This window comes from Denitrificimonas halotolerans, from assembly GCF_034259425.1.
Lineage (GTDB): Bacteria > Pseudomonadota > Gammaproteobacteria > Pseudomonadales > Pseudomonadaceae > Denitrificimonas > Denitrificimonas halotolerans.
On record NZ_JAXIVU010000001.1, the window covers coordinates 30,828 to 52,827 of the forward strand.

Genomic DNA, 22,000 nt, shown 5'->3' on the forward strand with positions numbered 1-22,000 from the left:
CAAGATTCTATTTAACCCTGCAGGCAGCCTGTATTTGCTTTACTCTCCTCTAATTTAAAAAGTTGCTGTAACACCTGAAAGGGCAATAACACCACTTGATGCCGATCAGGCATACCAATCGCATTCACGAACACCTGTAACTCCGGCCAAATCAATGTGTTTGAGTCGGTTTGCTGGTTTTGCAAAATTGTTTCTAAGTCCTTTAGCGCTCTTAGCAAATCAACCTCTATTAAGCCTGGTACTCGTGCAGCTAAAATACCCGTACTGGCTTGCGCTAGCGAACAGGCACGTACGCGGTAGCCCAACTCACTAACAACACCGGCCTCAATTTTTGCATCGAGAGTCACACTATCATGACTCGCTAACTGGCTTTGCAAGGTAAGAGTTAGAACGTTATCACCAGCCAAGCGCCGATCTCGACGCACACTGGCTGCATATTGCCGAAACAGCGCCAGCAAATCGATTTGTTCTTTTGTATCTGCAGGGTGATGCATAAAACACCTCCCGTGTTTTTAAGCAAAAATCAACCCACTGCTTAGAATGCAGTCATATATCAGTAAGGCAACTATTGAGGCATTAGTCAAGCTATGACCGACTGGTTTCATATAAAACACCTGACCGCCAAAACCGGTAGGCTATGCAAGCAGCATCTATGAAAACTTCATCAGTGCAACAGAAAACAATATTCAGCTATTGTCCTTGCAACACTTAAGTAAGGAGGAGACTCATCTTAAACATTAAGCGATAATATTCGGCTCAATTTCCAGCTCAACACCATAACGCTGCTTAATATCCGCCTGAATCTGCGCTGCTAATTGCAAAATTTGCTGACCACTAGCATTACCATGATTCACTAATACTAATGCCTGCTGCGCATGAACTGCTGCATCACCTTGGCGTAGCCCTTTCCAACCCGCCTGATCTATGAGCCAACCAGCTGCCAGTTTCACCTGCCCGTCATCTTGGACAAAACTTACGATATGGGGATACTGCTCTTTCAACTTCTGCGCATGCTCTGCACTGACAACAGGGTTTTTAAAAAAGCTACCTGTATTAGCCAACTGTGCCGGATCAGGTAGCTTTGCCGCACGCACTTCACACACAGCACGACTGACGGCTTGCGGGGTTGGCTCAGTAATCCCTTGCTTGTTGAGATAACCACGCAAATCACCATAATCAAGGTGTAAAGTCGCTTGCTTTGGCAATTTAAAAATAATGCTTAAAATAACCCGTCGCCCTGACTCACGTTTAAACAAGCTGTCACGGTAAGCAAACTGACATTCTTTTTCACTTAAACGTTGAGTTTGCTGAGCGTACCGGTCATAGACTAAAACACTTTCCAGATGGTCTTTAACCTCTACCCCATATGCTCCAATATTCTGTACCGGTGCTGCTCCTATACTGCCAGGAATCAGACTTAAGTTTTCTAAACCGCTATAACCTTGTGCCAAACTCCACTGCACAAACGCATGCCAGTTCTCTCCTGCTTGAACCTCAACACGAGCAAACTCATCATCTTCACTAAGCACATTAATTCCACGTAGCTGCAAATGGATCACCAATACATCTAGATCCTTAGCTAGCACCAAGTTACTACCACCACCTAATAAAAAGACCGCAATCTCTCGCTGCTTAGCCCATGCCAACGCTGCTCGCAGTTGTTCCAATGTTTCTACCGCAACAAAAAAGCGCGCCCGTACATCCACCGCTAAGGTGTTATACGGGCGCAAAGAGACCTGCTCTTGGATAACTAAGCTCACACGTGTGCCTTCACTTCATCCAGTAATACTTGACTCGCTTGCTCTAGCATGTCCAAAACCAACTCAAAGCCATCTTCACCACCATAGTAAGGATCAGGTACTTCATCTGGACTGATGCCAAAACGTGGTAAGTATAATGCCAATTCAGCTTTACTCTCTGCAGGCTGAATGCTTTGTAAATGGCTGAAATTACTTTTATCCATAGCCAAGATTAAATCAAACGTATGAAAATCCTCTGCTTGTACTTGACGCCCGCGTAAGCCAGATAAATCATAACCGCGCTGAGCCGCTGCTGATTGAGTGCGTGGATCTGGGGACTTACCAATGTGCCAATCAGCAGTACCCGCTGAATCAATAGTGACTTTATCACTTAACCCTGCCTGCTCCACATACTGTCGAAACACTCCTTCAGCGGTCGGTGAACGACAAATATTGCCCAAACAAACAAATAAAATTTTCATTATGACTCCTCAAAAAAACGTCGCACACGCTGTAAGTCTTCCAACGTATCGACGCCTGCCGGCGGAGCCTCAACAGCATCCGCAACATGAATACGCGCGCCATTCCATAGTGCACGCAGCTGCTCAAGAGACTCCGTCAACTCTAAAGCACAAGCTCCCCAAGCAACAAAATCAGCTAAAAAACCTGCTCGATAAGCATAAATACCAATATGACGACGGAAGTGGACGCCCTCAGGCATCACATTTTGATTTTTGGCAAAGGCATCTCGTGGCCAAGGCAAAGGGGCGCGACTAAAAGTAAGCGCATAACCATGCATATCAGTACTGACTTTAACCACATTAGGATTCAGCACACTAGCAATATCGGTTATCGGCTCAGCCAAGGTTGCCATAGATGCCTGAGTATAGTGAGCTAAATTAGCAGCCACTTGATCAATGACTGCTGGCGGAATCAAAGGCTCATCACCCTGCACGTTGACTACAATGGCATCAGCAGGCAATTTCAGCTGCGCCACCACTTCAGCTAAGCGGTCAGTACCAGACTCATGATCATCACGGGTCATCACTACCTTTGCACCGATACTTTGGCACAAATCAAAAATACGCTGATCATCAGTTGCAATAATCACCTGTCGTGCAGCGCTTTGTTGTGCTTGCAACCAAACCCGCTTAATCATCGGCATACCCGCAATATCTTGCAAAGGCTTGCCTGGGAACCGTGTCGAAGCAAAGCGTGCAGGAATGATCACATAAAATTCTTGAGTCATAGATTAGTCCAAACGTTCATCATGACTTAGTGTACGAGCTTCGGTTTCTAGCATCACTGGAATATCATCACGAATCGGAAAAGCCAAACCATCCGCTTTGCACCACAACTCAGTTTGCTCCGCATTGAGTTGCACGGCACTTTTGCACAAAGGGCAGGCTAAAATATCTAAAAGTTTCGGGTCCATCAGCACATCCTCACAAGGATTCTGTTAATAAATTTTGCAGTCGGTGCCCCAGCCAGCGAGCAAATGCAGGCGAAGGTTGGGCCGCTACTTGTAAATACCAGCAATTATCTGCGGCAAATGCACGGCACTTTACCGCGTCTTTTTCTGTCATCAATACCGGTAAATCATCTGCAAACTCTAAGTCTTGCGGGCTAAACTCAGCATGATCCGCAAAAGCATGGGCAATGGGTTTCCAGTTTAACCCTTCCAAAGTTTTGAAAAAACGCTGCGGATTACCAATACCTGCCACTGCATGCATCTTTTGTGCTGCAGGGAAAAAATTTAATGGCTCTCGACGGCCACTGCGCACATGCACCAACCCAGTGGGCTGTAAATGCATAGCATAACCCTGCTCACTATCTTGTTGAGCCCCATTAACCAAAACAGCATCTACCGTGGCTAAACGCGTAGCAGGTTCACGCAGCGGCCCCATGGGTAAACAGCGTTGATTGCCTAAGCCACGTGCGGCATCAATCAAAACCAACTCTAAATCCCGAGCTAAAGCATAATGCTGCAATCCATCATCAGACAGAATAATATCGACAGGATGCTCTGCTAACAGCTTTTGTACGGCTTGTGCCCGCCTTGGCGCAATCACTAAAGGCACAGCTGTACGCTGCACAATCAATAACGGCTCATCACCTGCTTGTTCTGCCGTATCGGTTGCACTTACGGTCCAAGGGAAACGATCAGGTTGAGCACCATACCCACGACTAACCACCCCCACAGACAATCCTTGCGCACGACACTGCTCGATCAACCAAAGAATAAGTGGAGTTTTTCCTGTACCACCCACAGTGATATTACCCACCACAATCACTGGTACTGGCGCACGATAACTGGCCGTTATACCTTGCACAAACTGTTTACGTTTACGCTGCACAATAAAACGATACAACTGTTCTAAAGGCCACAAAACAGCGAGTACTGGATGACCTTGATACCAAGCCTGTAACAATCGTTCACTCAGCTTCACGGGGTTTCCTGTACCTCGACCGTAGTGATACGCAAGTGGGCAAAACCCAATTTAGAAGCAGCATCCATAGCAGTTACCACGGACTGATAAGGTGCCTTAGCGTCAGCACTGAGCATCACTGGCAAGCTTTTATCTCCACCCGACTCCACTCTTAAGGCTTTCATTAATGTATTTAAATCATGGTCCGGTAAAGGCTTACCATTTAGCTCAAAAGTCCCTGCAAGAGTCACTAAAACTTCCAACTGCTTACTTTCAGTAACATCTAAAGACGTACCGCTTACAGCTTCGGGCAAATCCACCTTGAGGTGTGTTTCTCGTGTAAAAGTTGTGGTCACTACAAAAAACAACAGTAAGATAAACACCACATCAATGAGGGGGGCCAAATTAATATCGACTGGCTCACGAGGTTTGCGAGGAAACTTCACACTTGCGCCTCATTAACAGCACATGCTCGATCATCGTCGATGGTCTCCACCAACTTAATCGCCTCTTGCTCCATACGCACCACCAATTCATCAACACGACGCTGTAAAAAACGATGAAAAAACACAGCAGGAATCGCCACAAACAAGCCAGCAGCAGTGGTCACAAGCGCTTTAGCAATACCACCCGCCAACTGCGGTGCGTTGGCCATACCAGAGTCCATAAAGGCGCTAAAAATCTCAATCATCCCCAGAACAGTCCCCAGCAAACCAAGTAATGGGGTAATAGCAGCAATGGTACCCAGTGGCGTTAAATAACGCTCGAGCTCATTGACTACTTTAACTCCAGCCTCTTGGATGCTTTCTTTCATCATCTCACGGCCATGGTGTGCGTTAAATAGCCCAGCAGCAAGGATTTGACCTAAAGGCGAGCCCTGTCTTAACTGCTGAATTTTATCCTTGCCAACTTGCTGATTTTGACGCCACTGCCAGACTTGTGCCAACAAATCTGGTGGACTTACTCGTGAAGTACGCAAAGTCCACAAACGTTCAATAACGATGGCAACTGCAATAATTGAACACAACACAATCGGCAACATAATCCAACCGCCGGATTTGATCAGCTCCCACACACTCAGTACTCCTACCATAAATTCTGCCCACTTTAGCATAGACCTACAGTTTCACCGAAGCATGCAGCACTCATTTTCGTCGCCAAAACCGCACTTGCTGCGCCATCGTCCAAGGAGCTTGGTATGTTCCCAAGTTTACCCGAATCGCTTTATCTAGTGCCGTATCATAAATCTGCACCTGTTGCTCCTGCAAATGCATCAAAACTTGCGGGTGCGGATGCCCATAACTGTTATGTTTTCCTCGAGAAATTAAAGCATACTGAGGCGCAACCTGCTGTACAAAGCGCTTTGACGTGGACGTACGACTACCATGATGCCCGACTACTAACCAATTCACTTTTAATGCTGGCCAGTCAGTCAACAAAGCAGCTTCACCGGCAGCGTCCAAATCCCCCGTAAGCAATAACCGCTCACCCTGTGCTTCGATGAGCAGCACACACGATTTTTGGTTGCTATCTTTAGCCTGCTTCCACTGCCAACGCTGAAAGTTCACACCATCCCATTGCCAGCGCTCTTCCAAACAAGGCTGCGCCCTAAGTGTCAACGGATGTGCCTGTGGCTGCCCACTGACCACTCGTTTAACCTGTACGGCATTGAATACAGTCTGCGCTCCACCCGCATGATCAGCATCGGCATGAGACAGTAATAGTTCATCTAGATGCCTTTGTGCAAAGCCTCGTAAAACCGGCACAACCATGCGCTCTCCCGCATCAAAGCCAGCCATAAAAGGCCCTGCATCATACAATAAGCTGTGCCTTGCGGTTTTTATCCAAACTGCTTGCCCCTGCCCCACATCTAGCACCCATACTTGAGCAATACCTGTGGCTAAATGTGTTGATTTAGGCTGCAGTAAAGGCAAGCATAAAGCTAGAGCAGCCGACCATGGTAGAAGTGGTCGCGGCAACAATAAACAGAGCACACCTAACATAGCCAATGTCAAAGCAAGTAAACTGACACTGCTTCCCTCCCAAACAGGCCAGCCTTGTGCGATCCAGTCTAAGCCAGTGAACATCCACTGCAACGCCCACCCTGCCAGTTTTAATACCTCTTGTGCTAGGGTCGGCCACGGTAATAATGCAGCCCCTAATAAGGTTAAGGGCAAAGCAACAAAACTGAGCCAAGGTACAGCCAATATATTTGCCAGTGGCCCCAACACACTGACAGGCAAACTTAACGCCAACAAAAAGGGAGCTAAACCTACAGCCGCGACCCACTGTGTCCGCGTCATCAATTGCCACCATGGCCAAGGTCCTAAGCGCGCAGAGAAAGCGAAAATTAAAGCGCCCACAGCACTAAAAGACAACCAAAAACCAACTTGTAAAACAACTAAAGGTTCGAGCAGCAACACTAAAATCAAAGCTACGATGTAAGCTGTCCAAACGCTTAAATACTGAAAACGCCAACGCCACAAAAGTGTTACCATCACCATAATACAAGCTCGCTGCACAGGCACAGCAAAACCTGCAAAAGCACCATAAGACAAGGCCGCTAACATCGATAAAAGACATGCCGTTGGCAACCAAGGTAAACAGTTCGGCCAGCACCCTAGACGCATCAACCAAAAGACAGCAGCGTACACAAGAGCCGCAAGTAAGCTGATATGCTGTCCAGATATCACCATTAGGTGAACAGTGCCTGTGGCTTGTAAACTTTGCCAATGTGCGGTGGAAAGGCCTGACCCATCACCTAAAACCAACGCAGCTAGCACACCTTGTGCACCTTCAGGTGCAAGCTGATACAGACGTGATCTAACCTGCTCGCGCCAATGATGTAAGCCGCGCCCCACCGCTAATCGCTGACCGGCTTTCACCGAACCTGTAGCACCAAGGCGTTGAGCAATAAGCCAAGCTTGATAATCAAAGCCATAGGGATTCAAAGAACCATCTGGACTTTTAAGACGCACGGCTAAGCGCCAGCGCTCTCCAGCCTTGAGCGTCTGTGGCGGTGCACGCCAAGATAAACGTATACGTTGAGGCAACTTGGCTCGTCTTGACTCAGCATCGGCCAACTCAAAACGTACCGTACGTGGCTGTCCAGCTATATGCGACCACTGCGGCAACCCCACAACGATACCTTCAAGCCATAGGGTACGCCCATCCAAATCAAGGTCAAGCTGATCATGCAATGCCCACTGCGCGCTACAACACGCCCAACTAAAACCCAGTAGAAAAAAACTCAATAGAAACAGCCGCATTTTAAGCAAAAACAAAGCGGCTACAACAAAAAATAACAGCCAGAGTTGACTCGGTAGCACAGGTACCCAGCGCAAACAGAGTAAACCACCAATAAACGCCAACACCAATACATGCATAGCGCTACCTCCCTGTAGCATTTGCAAACAAAGTTTCCTGTCAATCTCCCACTTTAAAGCACTTTTGTAACACGCAGTAACAGCACCCTGTGCCAATAAGATGCATAATAGACAAATAACAGCATGTCAGAAAAATTGCATGTCAGAGAAGATTAATGCCTCGTCAACTTTTTAAACGCTATATGCCCGACTCAGAAAAAATCAAGAGCAACCCATCGCTCCGTTTTCTGGGCAACCTGATTCATGATCCTAATTTGTGGCACCTGAACCGTCACTCTGTTGCTCGCGCAGTAGCACTTGGTTTTTTCTGGGCTATGATCCCCATGCCAATGCAAATGTTTGCAGCAGCCTTTATTGCCATCCCTTTACGTGCCAACTTACCTATTTCTGTAGGTCTAGTCTGGCTCACCAACCCTGTAACCATGCCCCCTATTTTTTACGCTAACTATAAATTGGGAGCTTGGCTACTGAATACACCTACAATCCATCTGCCCGATAAAATCTCCATCAGCTGGATTCTAGAAGTCACAACTACGCACTGGCAGCCACTTTACGCAGGCTCTATTGTTATGGGACTTATTCTAGCAATTCTGGGGTATACGGGTACCGTCCTTTATTGGCGTTGGTGGGTTAATCGTAATTGGCGTAGGCGCACACAAATACGCAATTTACGCCAACCCAAATGATTAATTTAAAATATTTTTTGACTCTTTTATTAATGTGTGTATACTCATCGTCGCGGAATGGAGCAGTCTGGTAGCTCGTCGGGCTCATAACCCGAAGGTCGTAGGTTCAAATCCTGCTTCCGCAACCAAATACCTCATTAAAGCCTCAAGCATTTAGTTATTTGAGGCTTTTTTGTTACTCACCTAATTACAGCCCATCCTAGCTTGCAAGCGAATGCTCTATCCCTCTAGATACTCTATAGCGATGCTCTCTCAAATTTTATACATTATACTAAGCAAACGTTGACACCCTCCCCGACCTAAAGGATGGGAGTCTGTACTACGGGGGCTTTAGCAGCCTTCGCTATCTACCCTTGCATTAAAAGCACGATGCTTTCCTCTATTTTGGTAATTAAGAAAATACAGAGAGGATCCGCATGAAGCTATCTTCCGGCATGCAGTCAATCCGCACCGGAACCCCTGTTACTGGATGAGTAAAAGCCATCCCCGTGGCTGCCAACATTAAACGGCTAAAACCAAAACGCTGAGCAAAGTACCTATTATGCTTGGTACGTCCATAATAAGTATCACCAATAATAGGATGACTCATGTGCTGCATATGCCGACGCAATTGATGTTTTTGCCCTGTCTGAGGATAAAGCTCTAACAGGCTATACCTGCTCTGCGGGTACCCTTCTACCTCCACAGGGATCTCCACAGATGCTAAGCGCTTAAACTTTGTAACAGCCTGACGCAATGGTAAGGCCTCCCCTTTCAGACGCCGATCTACAGCATGCTCACGCAGTGCATGATCAATCAACCCCTGCTCAGCTGGCCATCCGCGCACCATTGCCCAATAAGTTCTTTGTATCTTCCGCTCCATAAAAGCTTTACCCAAAATACTTGCTGTATTGACATCAAGAGCAAATAACAGCACGCCAGATGTTGGGCGATCTAGACGATGGCACGGATAAACATGTTGACCACCATTAAGTTGCCGAGCATATTGCAAAGCGAATTCTGTAGCATGACGCTCAATAGGGCTACGATGCACCAACAAACCCGCTGGTTTATGTACGGCCAAGAGCCAATCATCACGATAAATTTCAATTAAAGGGTTACCAGAACATGGCATCATCTTGTATCCAACTGAATTTAACGCCCCACAATACCTATACAAATACGTATGCAGCAAGATAATTTTGTAAGCAAAGTCCTTCCGATAGCCGCCAGAACAATAATTATAAATCCATTGTAGATATCTAATCAGAAACACTTTTGACTCTCTAAGAAATATGCGTACAATGGTCGCCGCGGGATGGAGCAGTCTGGTAGCTCGTCGGGCTCATAACCCGAAGGTCGTAGGTTCAAATCCTGCTCCCGCAACCAGACATATCAAGAAAGCCCCAAACATTCATTTGTTTGGGGCTTTCTTGTTTCCGACTTCCCTATAACTCAGCCGCTGTAAGGCTTACAACACAGCCCCTTGTCATAACGACTCTGCTAAGTTCTGATATTTATGGTGTTTTCTACTTTAAATAAAAGTGAAAATTCAGTTTTATAAAACACTAAAAATGCTTTGCTGACCAAATACTGGCAATGTCTAGCCTCTTTAATGAAAAAATGCTGACCATTTTATTGGTCAGCAAGTATAAATTTTGATCTTCGGGTATTAGTGATGATTTTTAATCGCTTATTGTTAATAATAATTAAACCTAATCAAGCTTATAGATTTCATCAACAGCACATTCAAATAGTACCCACTCGGCAGCTCAGCTCCAAAGAGACAATCGCTAAAACTGCCAACTTGATAACAGTTTAATTATTGACATCGACTACTATACGTCCTCGAACTTTACCTTCCAACAATTCATCAGCTAAAGCAATCACCTCACTCAATCCGACCTCTCGAGTCATTTCGGCCAGATGCTCCATATTAAAGGTGCGACTGAGATGCTCCCATGCCTCAACACGCTCCGTATAAGGTCGCGTAACACTATTGATGCCAAGCAAACTGACTCCACGTAGGATAAACGGTGCAACAGTAGCCGGAAAATCCATACCTTGGGCCAACCCACAAGCCGCCACTAAACCATTCTCACAGATACTTGCACATACATTAGCAAGCGTATGGCTGCCTACAGAGTCAATCGCCGCAGCCCAGCGTTCCTTGCCAAGCGCGCGTCCTGGACTGTTCAACTCAGCTCGATCAATAACGGTCGTAGCACCCAAACGCTTCAAATAATCAGCTTCATCTAGGCGGCCTGTAGATGCAGTCACTGAATACCCTTTACTAGCTAATAGTGCTATAGCAAAATTACCGACGCCACCATTAGCCCCCGTGACGAGAACCTCACCACTATCAGGACGAAGCCCATGACGCTCCAACGCTATCAGACAAAGCATCGCTGTATAGCCTGCAGTTCCGATAGCCATGGCCTGACGCTCACTGATCGAGTCAGGAAGTGGAATCAACCAATCACCATTGAGCCTAGCTTTTTGTGCCAACCCACCCCAATGCAACTCTCCAACCCCCCATCCATTTAGCAGGACTTTATCTCCAGCCTTATAGCTTGGGTGATTACTTGTCTCAACTGTTCCAACCAAATCAATCCCAGGAACCATTGGAAATTTTCGAACAACAGGGCTACGACCAGTGATGGCTAAACCATCTTTGTAATTCAACGTACTAAAAGCAACGCGAACCGTGACATCACCTTCAGGTAGTTGTGCTTCCTCTAGCTCCGTCAATTGCACTTGGTACATGTCATCTTTTTTATCAACTAGGATTGCTTTGAACATAACGCCTCCGAATTTAGACCGACCGTCTATAAATAGCAGTAAAAAATTATTTTTGTATTCCTGCAAGAAAGCCTTTGAAAAATGTATCCATTGGCTGAACATCTTGCGTTAATTTAGAGCGTAAAATCGCTCCTTCCCAACCAATCCAGAAATATGCTGCAAGCTCATCGCAATCACTACCGGCATCTATGTGCCCATTCTGCGCAGCTATCGATAAACAAGCAGCTAAACGCTGCTGCCAATCAAGTAAGATACGTTCCAGTTGCCAACGAAAACTATCGGGTAAAACAGTGATTTCCTGCCCTAGATTGCCAACTAAACAACCTCGGCGAAATTGGTATTTGATCATCCCTGCTTTAGCATCTTCAACAAAATTACTGATACGCTGCAAAGGAGAAACTGACTCGTTGAGTAACCAGTAATCTAACTTTCGAGCAAAGTACGTGGCGTAACATTTTAAAACTTCCTGCCCGAATGTTTCTTTACTTCCAAAATAATTATAGAAGGAGCCTTTTGGCACATTAACACGCTTTAAGACAGTATCAATACCAGTAGCGACAAAGCCTTGCTCTGTCAGCATTTCCATACCTGACCTTAAAAGAGCTTCACGGGTATCCGTAAAGGCTCGATCAACCTTTGGTGGGCGGCCACGGCGGGCTTTTGGTTTAATTACTGTCATACAAAAAGATTATGACCGATCGTCTTTAATGTCAATTAAAATAATATTCTCTTCTTACATCTTAATCGTTGCGCTTGTAGCTAAACATGATCACATGCCTGTTTCATGCTCAGCCTATTAATGTTTTGGCGCACTTAACAATACTGATCGTTCATACTGCAAAATCTAACGTCTAACGTCTAACGGCTTATCAAGAGCTACTTTACAACTCTCATGACCTACCCCTCCCTGAAAGCACAACCTCGATAACGCTATACAAACTCGTTGAACCCATCTGCTGCAGCTTTATAGTCAACTTAAACCTACACCTCCCCCCCTAATTAAACAATCCCGCTTGAAACTGATAATAGGTATCTAGAAACTCCCAGACTTCTACTATTTTTCCATCAGAGCATTTAAATCTAAACAGGTATTCATTGGCATAATCTTCTCCTGCATGAGTCTTTGCACTCAAACTAAAGTGTGCCACAACGTCATTTTTCTCAGCAATTAATGCTCGTAGCGTTATACCAATGCTGTCATAAGGAAAAAAACCTGATCCTTGCTCCATCATTTCCAACACCGCGGCAATACCAATAAAAGGACCGCCAAAAGGATGAGCTGGCGGCAAGTTCCAACGGATGTCAGCAGAAAAATACTCAGTAACGGGTACATCACTCTGACCAGATAAGGTTGCAAAATACTGCTGAATTAATGCTTTACTTGAATTCATTTGAAGCACCTTGTTGCTTGACGTGAATACCACTAAGCACCGTCAAAAGTCTTGCGCAACATTATCCGCCGCTTTCAATACTAGAGATGCTTGTGCGAGAGCGGCGAACAGCTGTGTCGTCGCTAAAAACTGAGAAGATAGGAAGATTTGTACAATTGATACACAAAAGGAGGCGTATAAATAACGAGAAAAAATAAGTAAAACGGGAGGCTTAGCCTCCCGTTTTTAAAGTAAGCATTAAGCCTCTTGTTTTTCCATAGTCACGATCACCTGACGCTCTTTGAGCTTAGCAGGAATATCACTTTCATCCATAAAGAACTGTGAATACCACTCACGCAGTTGATAAATAGGACCATCACCTTCAGCTAACACTGGATTATCGATACGAGCTTTATGCTTCCAAATATCAACATCTTGGTAGAAGGATGTACGGTTAGCTTGAACATACTCTTTAGCCAACTCATTATTTTGCTCATCAGTCAATGTAGGATCTTTCTTGACTAAAACACCAAAGCGCAATTCAAAGCTATTGGGTGAAGTTGGTACATGGCTGTTCAACAGGATAGTTTCAACGGTTTTTCCGTCATATTCCGCACTCATACGAGTAAAGTGCGTTGCCGGCCCATAGTAAGCTGACTTAGCAACTAAGTTACCACCTAGACGTCCAGAGTCACCATGGAACTCTTGAGTACCAATATGACCCTCAAAAGTATTGGCAAAGTAGGTGCAAGGTGTGCCATGCACTGGACCAAAGTGAATGATATCGGAAAGATTATCTACCAACTCACGCGGGTTGGTATCAATATGCATTAAATCAATGTTCCAACTGTCATTCCACTCATCACTATCAATTTCTGGCAAGTATGGAATTTCAACACCTTCAGCAGGAGGGTTGCCTTCTGGGTTGTGCCAAATAAACAGCAACTTATTAACTTCTTTAGTTAACCAACTCTTGGTTTTTGCTTTAGGTGGAATACGGTCACAGTAAGGAATTTTTGCGCAACGACCGCTAGCTTCAAACTCCCAATGGTGGAACGGGCAGACAATACGGCCATCAACAACCTCACCCTGTGACAAGTCAGCACCCATATGCGGGCAGTACGCATCAAGTACGCTAATGCTACCTTCATCATTAGCAAATGCCACCAACCGAGTGCCAAAGATATTCAACGTATGCGGCTTGCCATCACGGTAATCATCAGCTTCACCTATGCAGTGCCAACCACGAGCGTAACGATACTCTGCCGCTGCTGCAGAGGCTTGGACTTCTATATTTTTTGTCATTTCCCGATCCTCATCAGTTCAATTTCAGCCTTATATTGGTAAGAATGGCTGTTTCACATTACAACTATTGCTAACACGGACCTCATCCTCATCCTTCAAGCGGACTAGATTGAGCACCACTATGATTTTTTACGCCAATTACTGACTAAATATTGATCTAGGGCAAGTTTTTGAGTGTCCACTGTTCTTTTAATATAGCGACCATCATGATCGGAATGAGCCAACCATAAAATCGCTTCAGCCGGTACTTCTGGCGGCGCTGCCATACCACCTAAAGCAGCGATACCTTGATCGCCAATAGTAGCCTTCAGCGCTTCTGTAGTGACTACTCCAGGATTAACAGTGTATGCACGCAACCCCTTGCTACCCAGTTCCACATTAATAATGCCTGCCAAACGCGAAACCGCAGCCTTCCCAGCACCATATGCGTAGCCCCAACCACCTTTATCGGCTGGTACAGGTGGGTTGTACTCGCCAGCGCCTGAACTGACATTAATAATTACTCCTGAACCCTGTTCTACCATCAGCCGAGCTATACCTTGGGTTAAAGTGACAGGCCCTAATACATAACCACGGTAGACACGATCTAAAGTTTCGGCATTTAAATCCAAAAAGGCATTATTAAGGTCTGATCCTTGATAAATCGCATTATTAACCAGCACATCAATACGCCCACACTCGCGAGCAATCTGCTCAACAGCTTGTTGTGCGGAATCCTCGCTAAGTAAATCCAAAGGAACCAACCACACCTTTCGACCTAAGGCCTCAATTGCTGCTGCTGTAGCTCGCAAACTTCCAGTTAAGATTGTCCCGTCTACAGCAACCACTTCATGCTCATGCCGCGAACCATCATCTATTGAGCGTGCACTGATGGCCACATCGTAGCCTTCTCGAGCAAACGCAAGCGCAGTTGCTCTTCCGATACCACGGCTTGCGCCGGTTACAAATGCAATTTTAGTCACAAAATCATCCTTCTTAACGCGCTTAACTGTAGTCAGGCTGGGTAATCGATATAACCTCTAGGACCCGGCGAGTACAAAGTATCTCGATTAAATTCTGCCAGCTCACGACCACTGACAAAACGCTCGACCAAGTTTGGGTTTGCAATAAAATGGCGGGCAAAAGACACTGCATCAGCGGCACCTTCATCAACAGCTTGTGTCGCAGTATCAAGCTCGAAACCATCATTAATGATTAACGCACCTTTAAAGTTCTCTCGAGCCGTTTTAAAAGCATCCACCTTACGGGTATGTGCTTTCATAATGTGCAAATAAGCTAAATCCAAATCAGCAATACCATCAAGCAAAGCTTGCAACGTCTCAGCAGGCTGGCTGTCATACACATCATTGAACTTGTTGCCTGGGCAAAAACGGAATCCAACACGGCCAGAACCAATTGCTTCTGACATAGCTTTCAGCACTAACAATGGAAAACGTACACGGTTTTCTACCGAACCACCAAACTCATCTGTACGCTGGTTCGCAGTTTCAGACATAAATTGCATAGGCAAGTAACCACTGGTCCCATGCAGTTCAACGCCATCAAAGCCTGCCTCTCGTGCATTAAGCGCAGCTTGGCGGTATTCTTCAATGACTTCGTAAACCTCACTGGTACTCAGCTCACGAGGCTCATCTGTAGGCGCCATACCAACAGCATCCGTGAACAGCTCTACATTAGCCTTAATTGCTGATGGCCCAACTGTTTCTGTACCGGCAGGCTTATTATGGTGCGTAGCAACTCGGCCACAATGCATCAATTGCAAAACAATGGTACCGCCTTTTGCATGCACTGCATCTGTTACTTGCCGCCATGCAGCAATTTGCTCAGCATTATAAATGCCAGGAGTGCGGCAATACCCCATACCATTAGCCGAAGGTGAAGTACCCTCAGCCACAATCAAGCCTGCACCCGCTCGCTGAGCGTAGTAGTCCACCATTTCTGGGGTCGGCACAGCTTGGTCTGTTGATCGGCTACGGGTCATGGGTGCCATCACCACACGGTTTTTCAACTGCAGCTCACCAAATTGTGCTGGCTCAAATAACTTACTCATAGCAACTCCTTAACGTACCCGGATTCGAGGGGCCGGAGTGTCACGGCGCATACCTTTAAGAAACCCATCCAATGGCTGTGGTTCTGCCACTTCAGGCAGCACATCGCGCTCTGGCATATGATTCCAAAACTCTTTCCACGACGGAAATAAATCATGAAAAGTACCGTGGTAAGGCTCACGCCCGGGCCAACGCATTTTCATATCACCAATGGGCGGTTTATTGAGATCTGTTGCATACCAGTAGCAAGGTAAGCGGCGACGGAAATACCATTGCCCGTCAATACGCTCATAATCATCCCAGTACAGCATCTGCATGATGACCCACTCTGCGCCCGTTTCATGCTCATTTTTCGAATACACCACACCTATGGCATGATCCGCATCGATAAACTCAATAATATGTTGACCAATATGGTGGGATGTACCAGTAAACTGGTGACGTAAGGTGTCATCAACCCAAGCTTTGAGCTCCGCTCGCCCAGTTTTACCTTTACCCACACGGATATCTGGAGCAAACAACCCCACATGCGCGTCAAGATCACGCATATCCAGTGACAGCGAGTATTTCCCCGCCAGTTGGCGAATCGCTTCAGTAGACTCTAAACGGTCTATGCGCGCCAGCAGTTCGTTTTGATCCATGGTTTTACATCTCTATGTCTAAACAAAAAGAGTGCTGGAGCAACTCCAGCACTGAGCACAGATTAATCCATCGCAGTATGCAGATCTGAGCTGCGGCCACCATCAACAGGTATTGAAGCACCGGTAATATAAGAGGACTCATCTGAAGCCAAGAACAAAACAGCATTAGCTAACTCGGTTGCAGTTCCCACACGCTTCATCGGAATCAATTTTGCAGTGCCTTCACGCGACTTTTCATCGCTGAGCATCCCAGCAGTGGCTTCAGTTTCAATGACACCAGGAATGACCACGTTACAGCGGATATTAGACAGCGCACCTTCTGATGCAGCAGCTCGGCTGAAGTTTGTTACTGCAGCTTTAGCTGCAGAATAACCAGCCATCCATGCAGTCCCAAAGGTGCCGCAAATGGAAGAAATATTGACAATTGAACCGCCGTTTTCTTGCATCAACTGCATCGCTTTACGCGTACCCCAGAAGGTTCCATCAACTGTTGTAGTAAAGTTAGCGTGCCAATCCGCAGTACTCATTTCAGTGATGCCACCCCAAGTATATGAAGCTGCGTTATTCACCATCACATCTAGCTTGCCGTACTCTTTAGCTACAGCGTCAATAGCATCTACAAAAGTCTGTTCATCACTGACGTCAACAACCTTATATGCGGCCTTACCACCTTGGGCTGAAATCTTAGCCACAACAGCTTTTAACGGCTCTTCACGGCGACCAAATACAACAACTGTCGCGCCCTCTTCGGCCATTCGGACTGCTGTTGCAGCACCAATCCCAGCGCTACCACCGGTTACAATTGCAACTTTATTCTCAAGTCTCTTAGTCATCGTTTGCTACCCCTTAGTAAAATGCCATGCCACCGTTAACGGCAATATTTTGACCAGTAATGAAGCTGGCCTCGTCACTACCCAAGAAAGCTGCAACACGTGCTACTTCAATGGTCTGCCCTAGACGACCCAATGGAATACCTTGGATCATTGCATCCATCCACTCTTTAGGAATGCCTTGCATCATTGGTGTATCAGTTGCACCAGGCACCACACTGTTCACACGAATTCCACTAGGAGCTAGCTCTCGAGCCGTACTGCGCGTTAACCCCACCATACCTGACTTAGATGCAACGTAATGGCTTGGACCTTCACCCGTTAAAGCACCTGTACTAGAGAAATTAATAATTGATCCACGGCCCGCTTTAGTCATTAACTTGGCCGCTTCACGGCTGCACAGGAAAGCACCGGTCAAGTTCACATTGATTACGCGCTGCCAAGTTTCTAATGTGGTCTCAAGAAAACTATCAACCGAGCCAATGCCCGCGTTGTTCACTAAAATATCCAGTCGACCATGCTCTTTTTCGATTGTTGCCATCAGCTCAGTTACAGCAGCTTCGTTGGTAATATCACACACCACAGCATGTGCTTTGCCTGCTAAACCTTGGATTGTTTCGTCTAAAGCCTCAGCATTAACGTCCACTGCATAAACAATGGAGCCTAGCTCAACAAAGTGTTGCACCATGGTGCGGCCCATGCCTTGTCCAGCTCCAGTAACAACGCTGATTTTGTTATTCAGTTTCATGGTTATTCCTGTCTTGTTTTGGTTGTATTCATCATCGGGTTAAGCGCAGGGTGAAGACATCGTCTATTAAGACTAATCCTCACTCTCCAATGCCGCATGTCGCCCCGCTTGACGCCCAAAGAAAGTTGAGTCGCCCAGTGACATTCCTGAACTATAGCCCTCCCCCCAGCGAGGCAAACCACAAGCTGTACGACCAGCAGCATACAGGCCTGGAATCGACTGGCCATCGGCATTCAAAACCTGCCCCGTCGGTTTAGTCGCCAGACCACCTAAGGTAAAGGCATGTCCTTCAATATCACCTTGGCAATAACTTAAAGCAGCAAAAGGTGGCGTGAGCAGCGGACGCAACCACTCCTTATCTTTATGGAAGTATGGATCTTGCCCCTCAGCTGCATAACGATTAAAGGTGGCAACCGTATCGACTAAAGCCCCTTTCTCTAAACCTAGCTCTGCCTCTACCTCTTCCCAAGTTTCTCCGACGGCGGCAATCGTGATATCTTGCTGGATAAGGGGACGCCCAAAGATCTCATTATCAACCAGCAACCAAACGCGGCCATTGGGCTGCCGCAAGACATAATGAGCAACACGGCCATGGTATGTATCTTCATTAATAAAACGTTGGCCACGCTCATTAATAAAGATGCCCTTAATCAAGGATTCAGGTGGAAAGAAAGGCAAGGTGGCAAAAAACTCATGCATATTAAGTGTGGTTGCACCTACACTAATGCCCATCCGAATTCCTGCTCCGTCGTCATTACCACCGGTGACAAATTGCTCGCACACCATGGCTTGAGGTGCATATCGCTCAACCATCGCTCGGTTTGTAATAAAACCACCTGCACATAAAATGACACCCTTATTTGCCTGCACATATAAGTACTCACCGGCTTTACGTACCAACACTCCCTTAACTGCGCCATGTTGATCAGTAATCAAGCAAATCGCTCGTGTCTCATAATGAGCTGTGGCACCGAGTTGAATAGCACGCTCACTGAGCTTTTCCATAAATAACTTGCCACCACCCCAACCTTTAAACTCAACGGTATGGCCACGCGGTGCAGGTTTAGCATGCTCAGAAAATGGCCAAGCCTTTTCATTACCAGACCAAATGAGGGTGTCATCTGTAGTAGGCTCAATCCACTTACCTGGCAAGTAAGTCCCTTTAAAAGGCACACCTTGAGCGCCTAACCACTCAAAGTGGCTAGCAGCATGATCCGCGTAAAGGCGCACTCGCTCTTGATCTGCTGCAGGACCACCAGACATGAGTAGATAGCGATATAAATCCTCTGTCTCATCTACAAAGCCGTGCTCACGCTGAACACTTGTACCACCACCTCCGCCCACATAAACTTCTCCTCCCGAAAGGCTAGCACTACCACCAGCAGCGCTAGCCACTTCAAAAATATCCACCTGAGCTCCTGCATAACGCGCCTCAATGGCAGCGCAACTACCCGCAGCACCAAAACCTACAACGGCCACATCAGTCACTACATCCCATTGCGGCACCTCAGCAATTGACAATGCTCGACCCGCACTAAATAACTTACTCTCACCCATAATATGCACCCCAAAATATTATCTATTAATATACTTTTTAGGCAAAAAAAACCGACCACTCAAAATAAGAGGTCGGTTTTCATCTCACTCAACGAATGCTTGCCTCTGAATTAGCGAGAACGAGGCAAACCAAGCCCAAACTGGGCAATAATTTCTCGTTGAATTTCATTGGTTCCACCACCAAAAGTTAAAGTAGGAGCTGCACGAACGTCATACTCCAACTCCCCCATCAGGAAAGATGCTGCTGAATCACTACGAATCAAGCCATTGGCACCTACAACTTCTGTCAATAAACGCAGGATATCTATCACTGACTCTGAACCATAAACCTTTGTGATTGAAGCCAAAGCAACATCCATCCTACCCTGATCTAAGTCAGCAGCGATTCGGAAGTTAATTAAACGCATAGCCTCAAGCTTGGAATAACATACGGCTAAATTGCGACGCACCCAAGCATGATCAATCGCTCGACGACCATTCTCATCCTCTGCTTTGGCCCATAAGTACACCTTACGGAACATCCCGACGACTCGATCCGCCCACGAACCCAAACCTAAACGTTCATGGTTCAGCTGAGCAGTAATGAGCTCCCACCCTTTATTCAGCTCACCGACTAACATGTCCTTCGGTACCACGACGTTGTCATAGTAGGAAGCAGCTGTTGCGTTACTGGATGTAGGGATTACAGTCTGCGAGAAACCTTCAGACTTGGTATCGACAATAAGAATCGAAATGCCTTTATGGCGCTTCTCTTCAGGATTAGTGCGCGCAGCAAGCCAAATGTAATCCGCCCCATCAGCACCAGAAGTCCAGAGCTTATTACCGTTCACCACAAAGTGATCGTCTTTTACCGTAGCAGCTGTTTTCAAAACAGCTAAGTCACTACCGGCACTCGGCTCTGAATAACCGATGGCAAAATGCGTCTCACCTGCGGCGATACCACTTAAAAATTTCTCTTTTTGTGCTGGTGTACCGTAAGTCATTAATGCTGGACCGACCGTACTGATGGTAACGAAAGGCAGTGGTGCACCAGCAATATTGGCCTCTTCAAAAAAGATCAACTGCTCAGTAGGACCATAACCCTGCCCACCGTACTCTTTTGGCCAACCCACAGCTAACCAGCCATCCTTCCCCATCTGGCGCACAATACTTTTAAACTGCTCGCCACCCTCTGCACCACGTAACTGGTTACGCAGTTCAGGAGTCATTAAGTTGGTAAAGTAGTCGCGTACTTTTAACCGCAGCGCACGCTGCTCGTCGGTTAGATCAACAAACATAGTTCGCTCCTTAGGCTTTACCTAAAATCAGACCACTCGTTGGCACACCTGTACCGGCAGTGACTAGGACGTTTTCCACATTATCCACCTGGTTTACAGCCTGACCACGTACTTGGCGCACACCCTCAGCCACACCGTTCATACCATGAATGTAAGCTTCACCGAGCTGACCACCGTGAGTGTTAATCGGTAAACGACCACCACGGGCATGGTGTCCAGCACGAATAAAGTCTTTCGCCTCACCGCGCTTAGCAAAACCAAACTCTTCTAGCTGCGGCATTACAAAAGGTGTGAAGTGATCATAAATCACTGCAGTTTGAATATCGTCTGGACCTAAACCGGACTGGCGATAAACTTCCTGAGCCACCACTCCCATCTCTGGTAAACCCGTGATGTCATCACGGTAAAACGAGGTCATACTTTGCTGACCAGCAGAAATCCCTTGTGATGCACCTTTAATCACAACTGGTGTTTGCTTCAAGTCACGCGCACGCTCTACAGACGTAATCACCATCGCCACGGCACCGTCTGACTCTTGACAGCAATCCAACAAATGCAGCGGTTCACAGATCCATCGGGAATTCTGGTGATCTTCTAAAGTAATCGGCTTTTCATAAAAGAATGCTGCAGGGTTTGTTGCCGCAAAATCACGTGCCGCAACTGCAATACGGCCAAAGTCTTCAGAAGTTGCACCATACTCATGCATGTAACGCTGAGCAAACATGCCTACCCAAGATGCTGGCGTATGGAAACCATGCGGCATGTACCAACCATAATTTACGTTGTCAAAAATAGGGGTAGAACCAAAACCGTAGTCACCTGTACCAAAACGGTACCAAGAGCGCTCGTTCATCGCACGATACACCACTACCGTTTTTGCAACGCCAGTAGCAACAGCCATCGCAGCATGCATAATAGGAGCACAAGCAGCACCACCACCATGAGGAATCTGCGAGAAAAATTTCACGTTCTCACAACCCAACAAGCGGGCAATTTCATACTCAGGCACTTTATCCACGGAATAGCTGCTAAATCCATCCACCTCGGACGGATCAATGCCAGCATCTTCTAATGCCTGCAACGTTGCTTCCATCGCCAGTCTAAGTTCAGTACGACCTGAGTTTTTGGAAAATTCTGTAGCACCGAGTCCAACGATAGCCGCTTTACCCGACAGGAAAGAATCACTCATTTCTAAAATCTCCC

The 22,000-nt window shown here is 46.5% G+C and carries 23 protein-coding genes and 2 tRNA genes; 3 read left to right on the forward strand and 22 right to left on the reverse strand.

Annotation, left to right across the window (positions count from 1 at the left end; all coding sequences use genetic code 11):
• Positions 1-11: 11 nt before the first annotated feature.
• From TOI97_RS00130 to TOI97_RS00170, 9 genes are all read right to left on the reverse strand, one after another.
• Positions 12-494 (reverse strand): hypothetical protein, encoded by a 483-nt coding sequence (locus tag TOI97_RS00130; protein ID WP_321552102.1) that lies wholly within the window; start codon positions 492-494, stop codon positions 12-14.
• A gap of 243 nt (positions 495-737) precedes the next feature.
• The gene (murB, locus tag TOI97_RS00135) at positions 738-1,760 is read right to left on the reverse strand and encodes a UDP-N-acetylmuramate dehydrogenase (protein ID WP_321552103.1); all 1,023 of its coding nucleotides are present in this window, start codon (positions 1,758-1,760) and stop codon (positions 738-740) included.
• Complete coding sequence (locus TOI97_RS00140) at positions 1,757-2,221, reverse strand: low molecular weight protein-tyrosine-phosphatase (RefSeq protein ID WP_321552104.1); 465 nt, start codon at positions 2,219-2,221, stop codon at positions 1,757-1,759. Before TOI97_RS00140 ends, murB begins: the two co-directional genes overlap by 4 nt.
• Positions 2,221-2,988 carry a 3-deoxy-manno-octulosonate cytidylyltransferase gene (kdsB, locus tag TOI97_RS00145; protein WP_321552105.1) on the reverse strand — a complete coding sequence of 256 codons (768 nt, stop codon included), beginning with the start codon at positions 2,986-2,988 and terminating at the stop codon, positions 2,221-2,223. Before kdsB ends, TOI97_RS00140 begins: the two co-directional genes overlap by 1 nt.
• 3 nt (positions 2,989-2,991) lie before the next feature.
• Positions 2,992-3,174 (reverse strand): Trm112 family protein, encoded by a 183-nt coding sequence (locus TOI97_RS00150; protein ID WP_321552106.1) that lies wholly within the window; start codon positions 3,172-3,174, stop codon positions 2,992-2,994.
• A gap of 10 nt (positions 3,175-3,184) precedes the next feature.
• Complete coding sequence (gene lpxK, locus TOI97_RS00155) at positions 3,185-4,189, reverse strand: tetraacyldisaccharide 4'-kinase (protein WP_321552107.1); 1,005 nt, start codon at positions 4,187-4,189, stop codon at positions 3,185-3,187.
• On the reverse strand, positions 4,186-4,614 hold the full coding sequence (locus TOI97_RS00160; protein ID WP_321552108.1) for an ExbD/TolR family protein: 429 nt from the start codon (positions 4,612-4,614) through the stop codon (positions 4,186-4,188). The genes lpxK and TOI97_RS00160 overlap by 4 nt, the downstream gene beginning before the upstream one ends.
• Complete coding sequence (locus TOI97_RS00165; RefSeq protein ID WP_321552109.1) at positions 4,611-5,243, reverse strand: MotA/TolQ/ExbB proton channel family protein; 633 nt, start codon at positions 5,241-5,243, stop codon at positions 4,611-4,613. The genes TOI97_RS00160 and TOI97_RS00165 overlap by 4 nt, the downstream gene beginning before the upstream one ends.
• A gap of 70 nt (positions 5,244-5,313) precedes the next feature.
• Complete coding sequence (locus tag TOI97_RS00170; protein ID WP_321552417.1) at positions 5,314-7,554, reverse strand: DNA internalization-related competence protein ComEC/Rec2; 2,241 nt, start codon at positions 7,552-7,554, stop codon at positions 5,314-5,316.
• A gap of 155 nt (positions 7,555-7,709) precedes the next feature.
• Between TOI97_RS00170 and TOI97_RS00175 the strand changes: the two genes are divergently transcribed.
• Both TOI97_RS00175 and TOI97_RS00180 read left to right on the forward strand, forming a co-directional pair.
• Positions 7,710-8,240: a DUF2062 domain-containing protein gene (locus TOI97_RS00175; protein WP_321552110.1), complete on the forward strand. Its 531-nt coding sequence runs from the start codon at positions 7,710-7,712 to the stop codon at positions 8,238-8,240.
• A gap of 51 nt (positions 8,241-8,291) precedes the next feature.
• Positions 8,292-8,368: transfer RNA gene (locus TOI97_RS00180), tRNA-Met, on the forward strand.
• Between the two features lie 263 nt (positions 8,369-8,631).
• Here TOI97_RS00180 and TOI97_RS00185 read toward each other — a convergent pair.
• Complete coding sequence (locus TOI97_RS00185) at positions 8,632-9,357, reverse strand: pseudouridine synthase (protein WP_321552111.1); 726 nt, start codon at positions 9,355-9,357, stop codon at positions 8,632-8,634.
• A 174-nt stretch (positions 9,358-9,531) separates the two neighbouring features.
• On the opposite strand from TOI97_RS00185, the gene TOI97_RS00190 reads away from it, so the two are divergent.
• Positions 9,532-9,608 (forward strand) — tRNA-Met (locus TOI97_RS00190).
• Between the two features lie 429 nt (positions 9,609-10,037).
• On the opposite strand, the gene acuI is transcribed toward TOI97_RS00190, so the two are convergent.
• The 12 genes from acuI to TOI97_RS00250 all read right to left on the reverse strand — a co-directional run bounded on the left by acuI (position 10,038) and on the right by TOI97_RS00250 (position 21,986).
• Positions 10,038-11,021, reverse strand: coding sequence for an acrylyl-CoA reductase (NADPH) (gene acuI / locus TOI97_RS00195; RefSeq protein ID WP_321552112.1), 984 nt, complete (start codon positions 11,019-11,021; stop codon positions 10,038-10,040).
• A 46-nt stretch (positions 11,022-11,067) separates the two neighbouring features.
• Positions 11,068-11,700: an acrylate utilization transcriptional regulator AcuR gene (gene acuR, locus TOI97_RS00200; RefSeq protein WP_321552113.1), complete on the reverse strand. Its 633-nt coding sequence runs from the start codon at positions 11,698-11,700 to the stop codon at positions 11,068-11,070.
• Positions 11,701-12,016: 316 nt separating this feature from the next.
• Complete coding sequence (locus tag TOI97_RS00205) at positions 12,017-12,412, reverse strand: nuclear transport factor 2 family protein (protein ID WP_321552114.1); 396 nt, start codon at positions 12,410-12,412, stop codon at positions 12,017-12,019.
• Positions 12,413-12,649: 237 nt separating this feature from the next.
• The gene (locus TOI97_RS00210) at positions 12,650-13,696 is read right to left on the reverse strand and encodes a Rieske 2Fe-2S domain-containing protein (RefSeq protein WP_321552115.1); all 1,047 of its coding nucleotides are present in this window, start codon (positions 13,694-13,696) and stop codon (positions 12,650-12,652) included.
• Between the two features lie 119 nt (positions 13,697-13,815).
• Entirely contained in the window at positions 13,816-14,658 is an 843-nt protein-coding gene (locus tag TOI97_RS00215) for an SDR family NAD(P)-dependent oxidoreductase (RefSeq protein ID WP_321552116.1), read from the reverse strand.
• 32 nt (positions 14,659-14,690) lie between these two features.
• On the reverse strand, positions 14,691-15,746 hold the full coding sequence (locus TOI97_RS00220) for an alkene reductase (protein ID WP_321552117.1): 1,056 nt from the start codon (positions 15,744-15,746) through the stop codon (positions 14,691-14,693).
• Positions 15,747-15,755: 9 nt separating this feature from the next.
• Positions 15,756-16,385, reverse strand: coding sequence for a nuclear transport factor 2 family protein (locus TOI97_RS00225; RefSeq protein WP_321552118.1), 630 nt, complete (start codon positions 16,383-16,385; stop codon positions 15,756-15,758).
• A 62-nt stretch (positions 16,386-16,447) separates the two neighbouring features.
• The gene (locus tag TOI97_RS00230; protein ID WP_321552119.1) at positions 16,448-17,218 is read right to left on the reverse strand and encodes an SDR family NAD(P)-dependent oxidoreductase; all 771 of its coding nucleotides are present in this window, start codon (positions 17,216-17,218) and stop codon (positions 16,448-16,450) included.
• A 13-nt stretch (positions 17,219-17,231) separates the two neighbouring features.
• A complete protein-coding gene (locus TOI97_RS00235) occupies positions 17,232-17,963 on the reverse strand; it encodes an SDR family NAD(P)-dependent oxidoreductase (protein ID WP_321552120.1) in 732 nt (243 codons plus the stop codon).
• A 72-nt stretch (positions 17,964-18,035) separates the two neighbouring features.
• Positions 18,036-19,520, reverse strand: coding sequence for an FAD-dependent oxidoreductase (locus TOI97_RS00240; protein WP_321552121.1), 1,485 nt, complete (start codon positions 19,518-19,520; stop codon positions 18,036-18,038).
• A 110-nt stretch (positions 19,521-19,630) separates the two neighbouring features.
• Positions 19,631-20,797 carry an acyl-CoA dehydrogenase family protein gene (locus TOI97_RS00245; RefSeq protein WP_321552122.1) on the reverse strand — a complete coding sequence of 389 codons (1,167 nt, stop codon included), beginning with the start codon at positions 20,795-20,797 and terminating at the stop codon, positions 19,631-19,633.
• A 10-nt stretch (positions 20,798-20,807) separates the two neighbouring features.
• Positions 20,808-21,986 carry a lipid-transfer protein gene (locus TOI97_RS00250; RefSeq protein ID WP_321552123.1) on the reverse strand — a complete coding sequence of 393 codons (1,179 nt, stop codon included), beginning with the start codon at positions 21,984-21,986 and terminating at the stop codon, positions 20,808-20,810.
• Positions 21,987-22,000 lie beyond the last annotated feature (14 nt).

What these genes read in the sequence shown, in the direction of transcription:
- TOI97_RS00185 (WP_321552111.1), bottom strand. Translation starts at nt 9,357, where the DNA reads ATGATGCCATGTTCTGGTAACCCTTTAATTGAAATTTATCGTGATGAT.
- TOI97_RS00175 (WP_321552110.1), top strand. Translation starts at nt 7,710, where the DNA reads ATGCCTCGTCAACTTTTTAAACGCTATATGCCCGACTCAGAAAAAATC.
- TOI97_RS00150 (WP_321552106.1), bottom strand. Translation starts at nt 3,174, where the DNA reads ATGGACCCGAAACTTTTAGATATTTTAGCCTGCCCTTTGTGCAAAAGT.
- TOI97_RS00235 (WP_321552120.1), bottom strand. Translation starts at nt 17,963, where the DNA reads ATGAAACTGAATAACAAAATCAGCGTTGTTACTGGAGCTGGACAAGGC.
- TOI97_RS00210 (WP_321552115.1), bottom strand. Translation starts at nt 13,696, where the DNA reads ATGACAAAAAATATAGAAGTCCAAGCCTCTGCAGCAGCGGCAGAGTAT.
- TOI97_RS00250 (WP_321552123.1), bottom strand. Translation starts at nt 21,986, where the DNA reads ATGAGTGATTCTTTCCTGTCGGGTAAAGCGGCTATCGTTGGACTCGGT.
- TOI97_RS00170 (WP_321552417.1), bottom strand. Translation starts at nt 7,554, where the DNA reads ATGCATGTATTGGTGTTGGCGTTTATTGGTGGTTTACTCTGTTTGCGC.
- TOI97_RS00130 (WP_321552102.1), bottom strand. Translation starts at nt 494, where the DNA reads ATGCATCACCCTGCAGATACAAAAGAACAAATCGATTTGCTGGCGCTG.
- TOI97_RS00230 (WP_321552119.1), bottom strand. Translation starts at nt 17,218, where the DNA reads ATGACTAAGAGACTTGAGAATAAAGTTGCAATTGTAACCGGTGGTAGC.
- TOI97_RS00140 (WP_321552104.1), bottom strand. Translation starts at nt 2,221, where the DNA reads ATGAAAATTTTATTTGTTTGTTTGGGCAATATTTGTCGTTCACCGACC.
- kdsB (WP_321552105.1), bottom strand. Translation starts at nt 2,988, where the DNA reads ATGACTCAAGAATTTTATGTGATCATTCCTGCACGCTTTGCTTCGACA.
- acuI (WP_321552112.1), bottom strand. Translation starts at nt 11,021, where the DNA reads ATGTTCAAAGCAATCCTAGTTGATAAAAAAGATGACATGTACCAAGTG.
- TOI97_RS00225 (WP_321552118.1), bottom strand. Translation starts at nt 16,385, where the DNA reads ATGGATCAAAACGAACTGCTGGCGCGCATAGACCGTTTAGAGTCTACT.
- acuR (WP_321552113.1), bottom strand. Translation starts at nt 11,700, where the DNA reads ATGACAGTAATTAAACCAAAAGCCCGCCGTGGCCGCCCACCAAAGGTT.
- TOI97_RS00220 (WP_321552117.1), bottom strand. Translation starts at nt 15,746, where the DNA reads ATGAGTAAGTTATTTGAGCCAGCACAATTTGGTGAGCTGCAGTTGAAA.
- TOI97_RS00240 (WP_321552121.1), bottom strand. Translation starts at nt 19,520, where the DNA reads ATGGGTGAGAGTAAGTTATTTAGTGCGGGTCGAGCATTGTCAATTGCT.
- TOI97_RS00245 (WP_321552122.1), bottom strand. Translation starts at nt 20,797, where the DNA reads ATGTTTGTTGATCTAACCGACGAGCAGCGTGCGCTGCGGTTAAAAGTA.
- TOI97_RS00205 (WP_321552114.1), bottom strand. Translation starts at nt 12,412, where the DNA reads ATGAATTCAAGTAAAGCATTAATTCAGCAGTATTTTGCAACCTTATCT.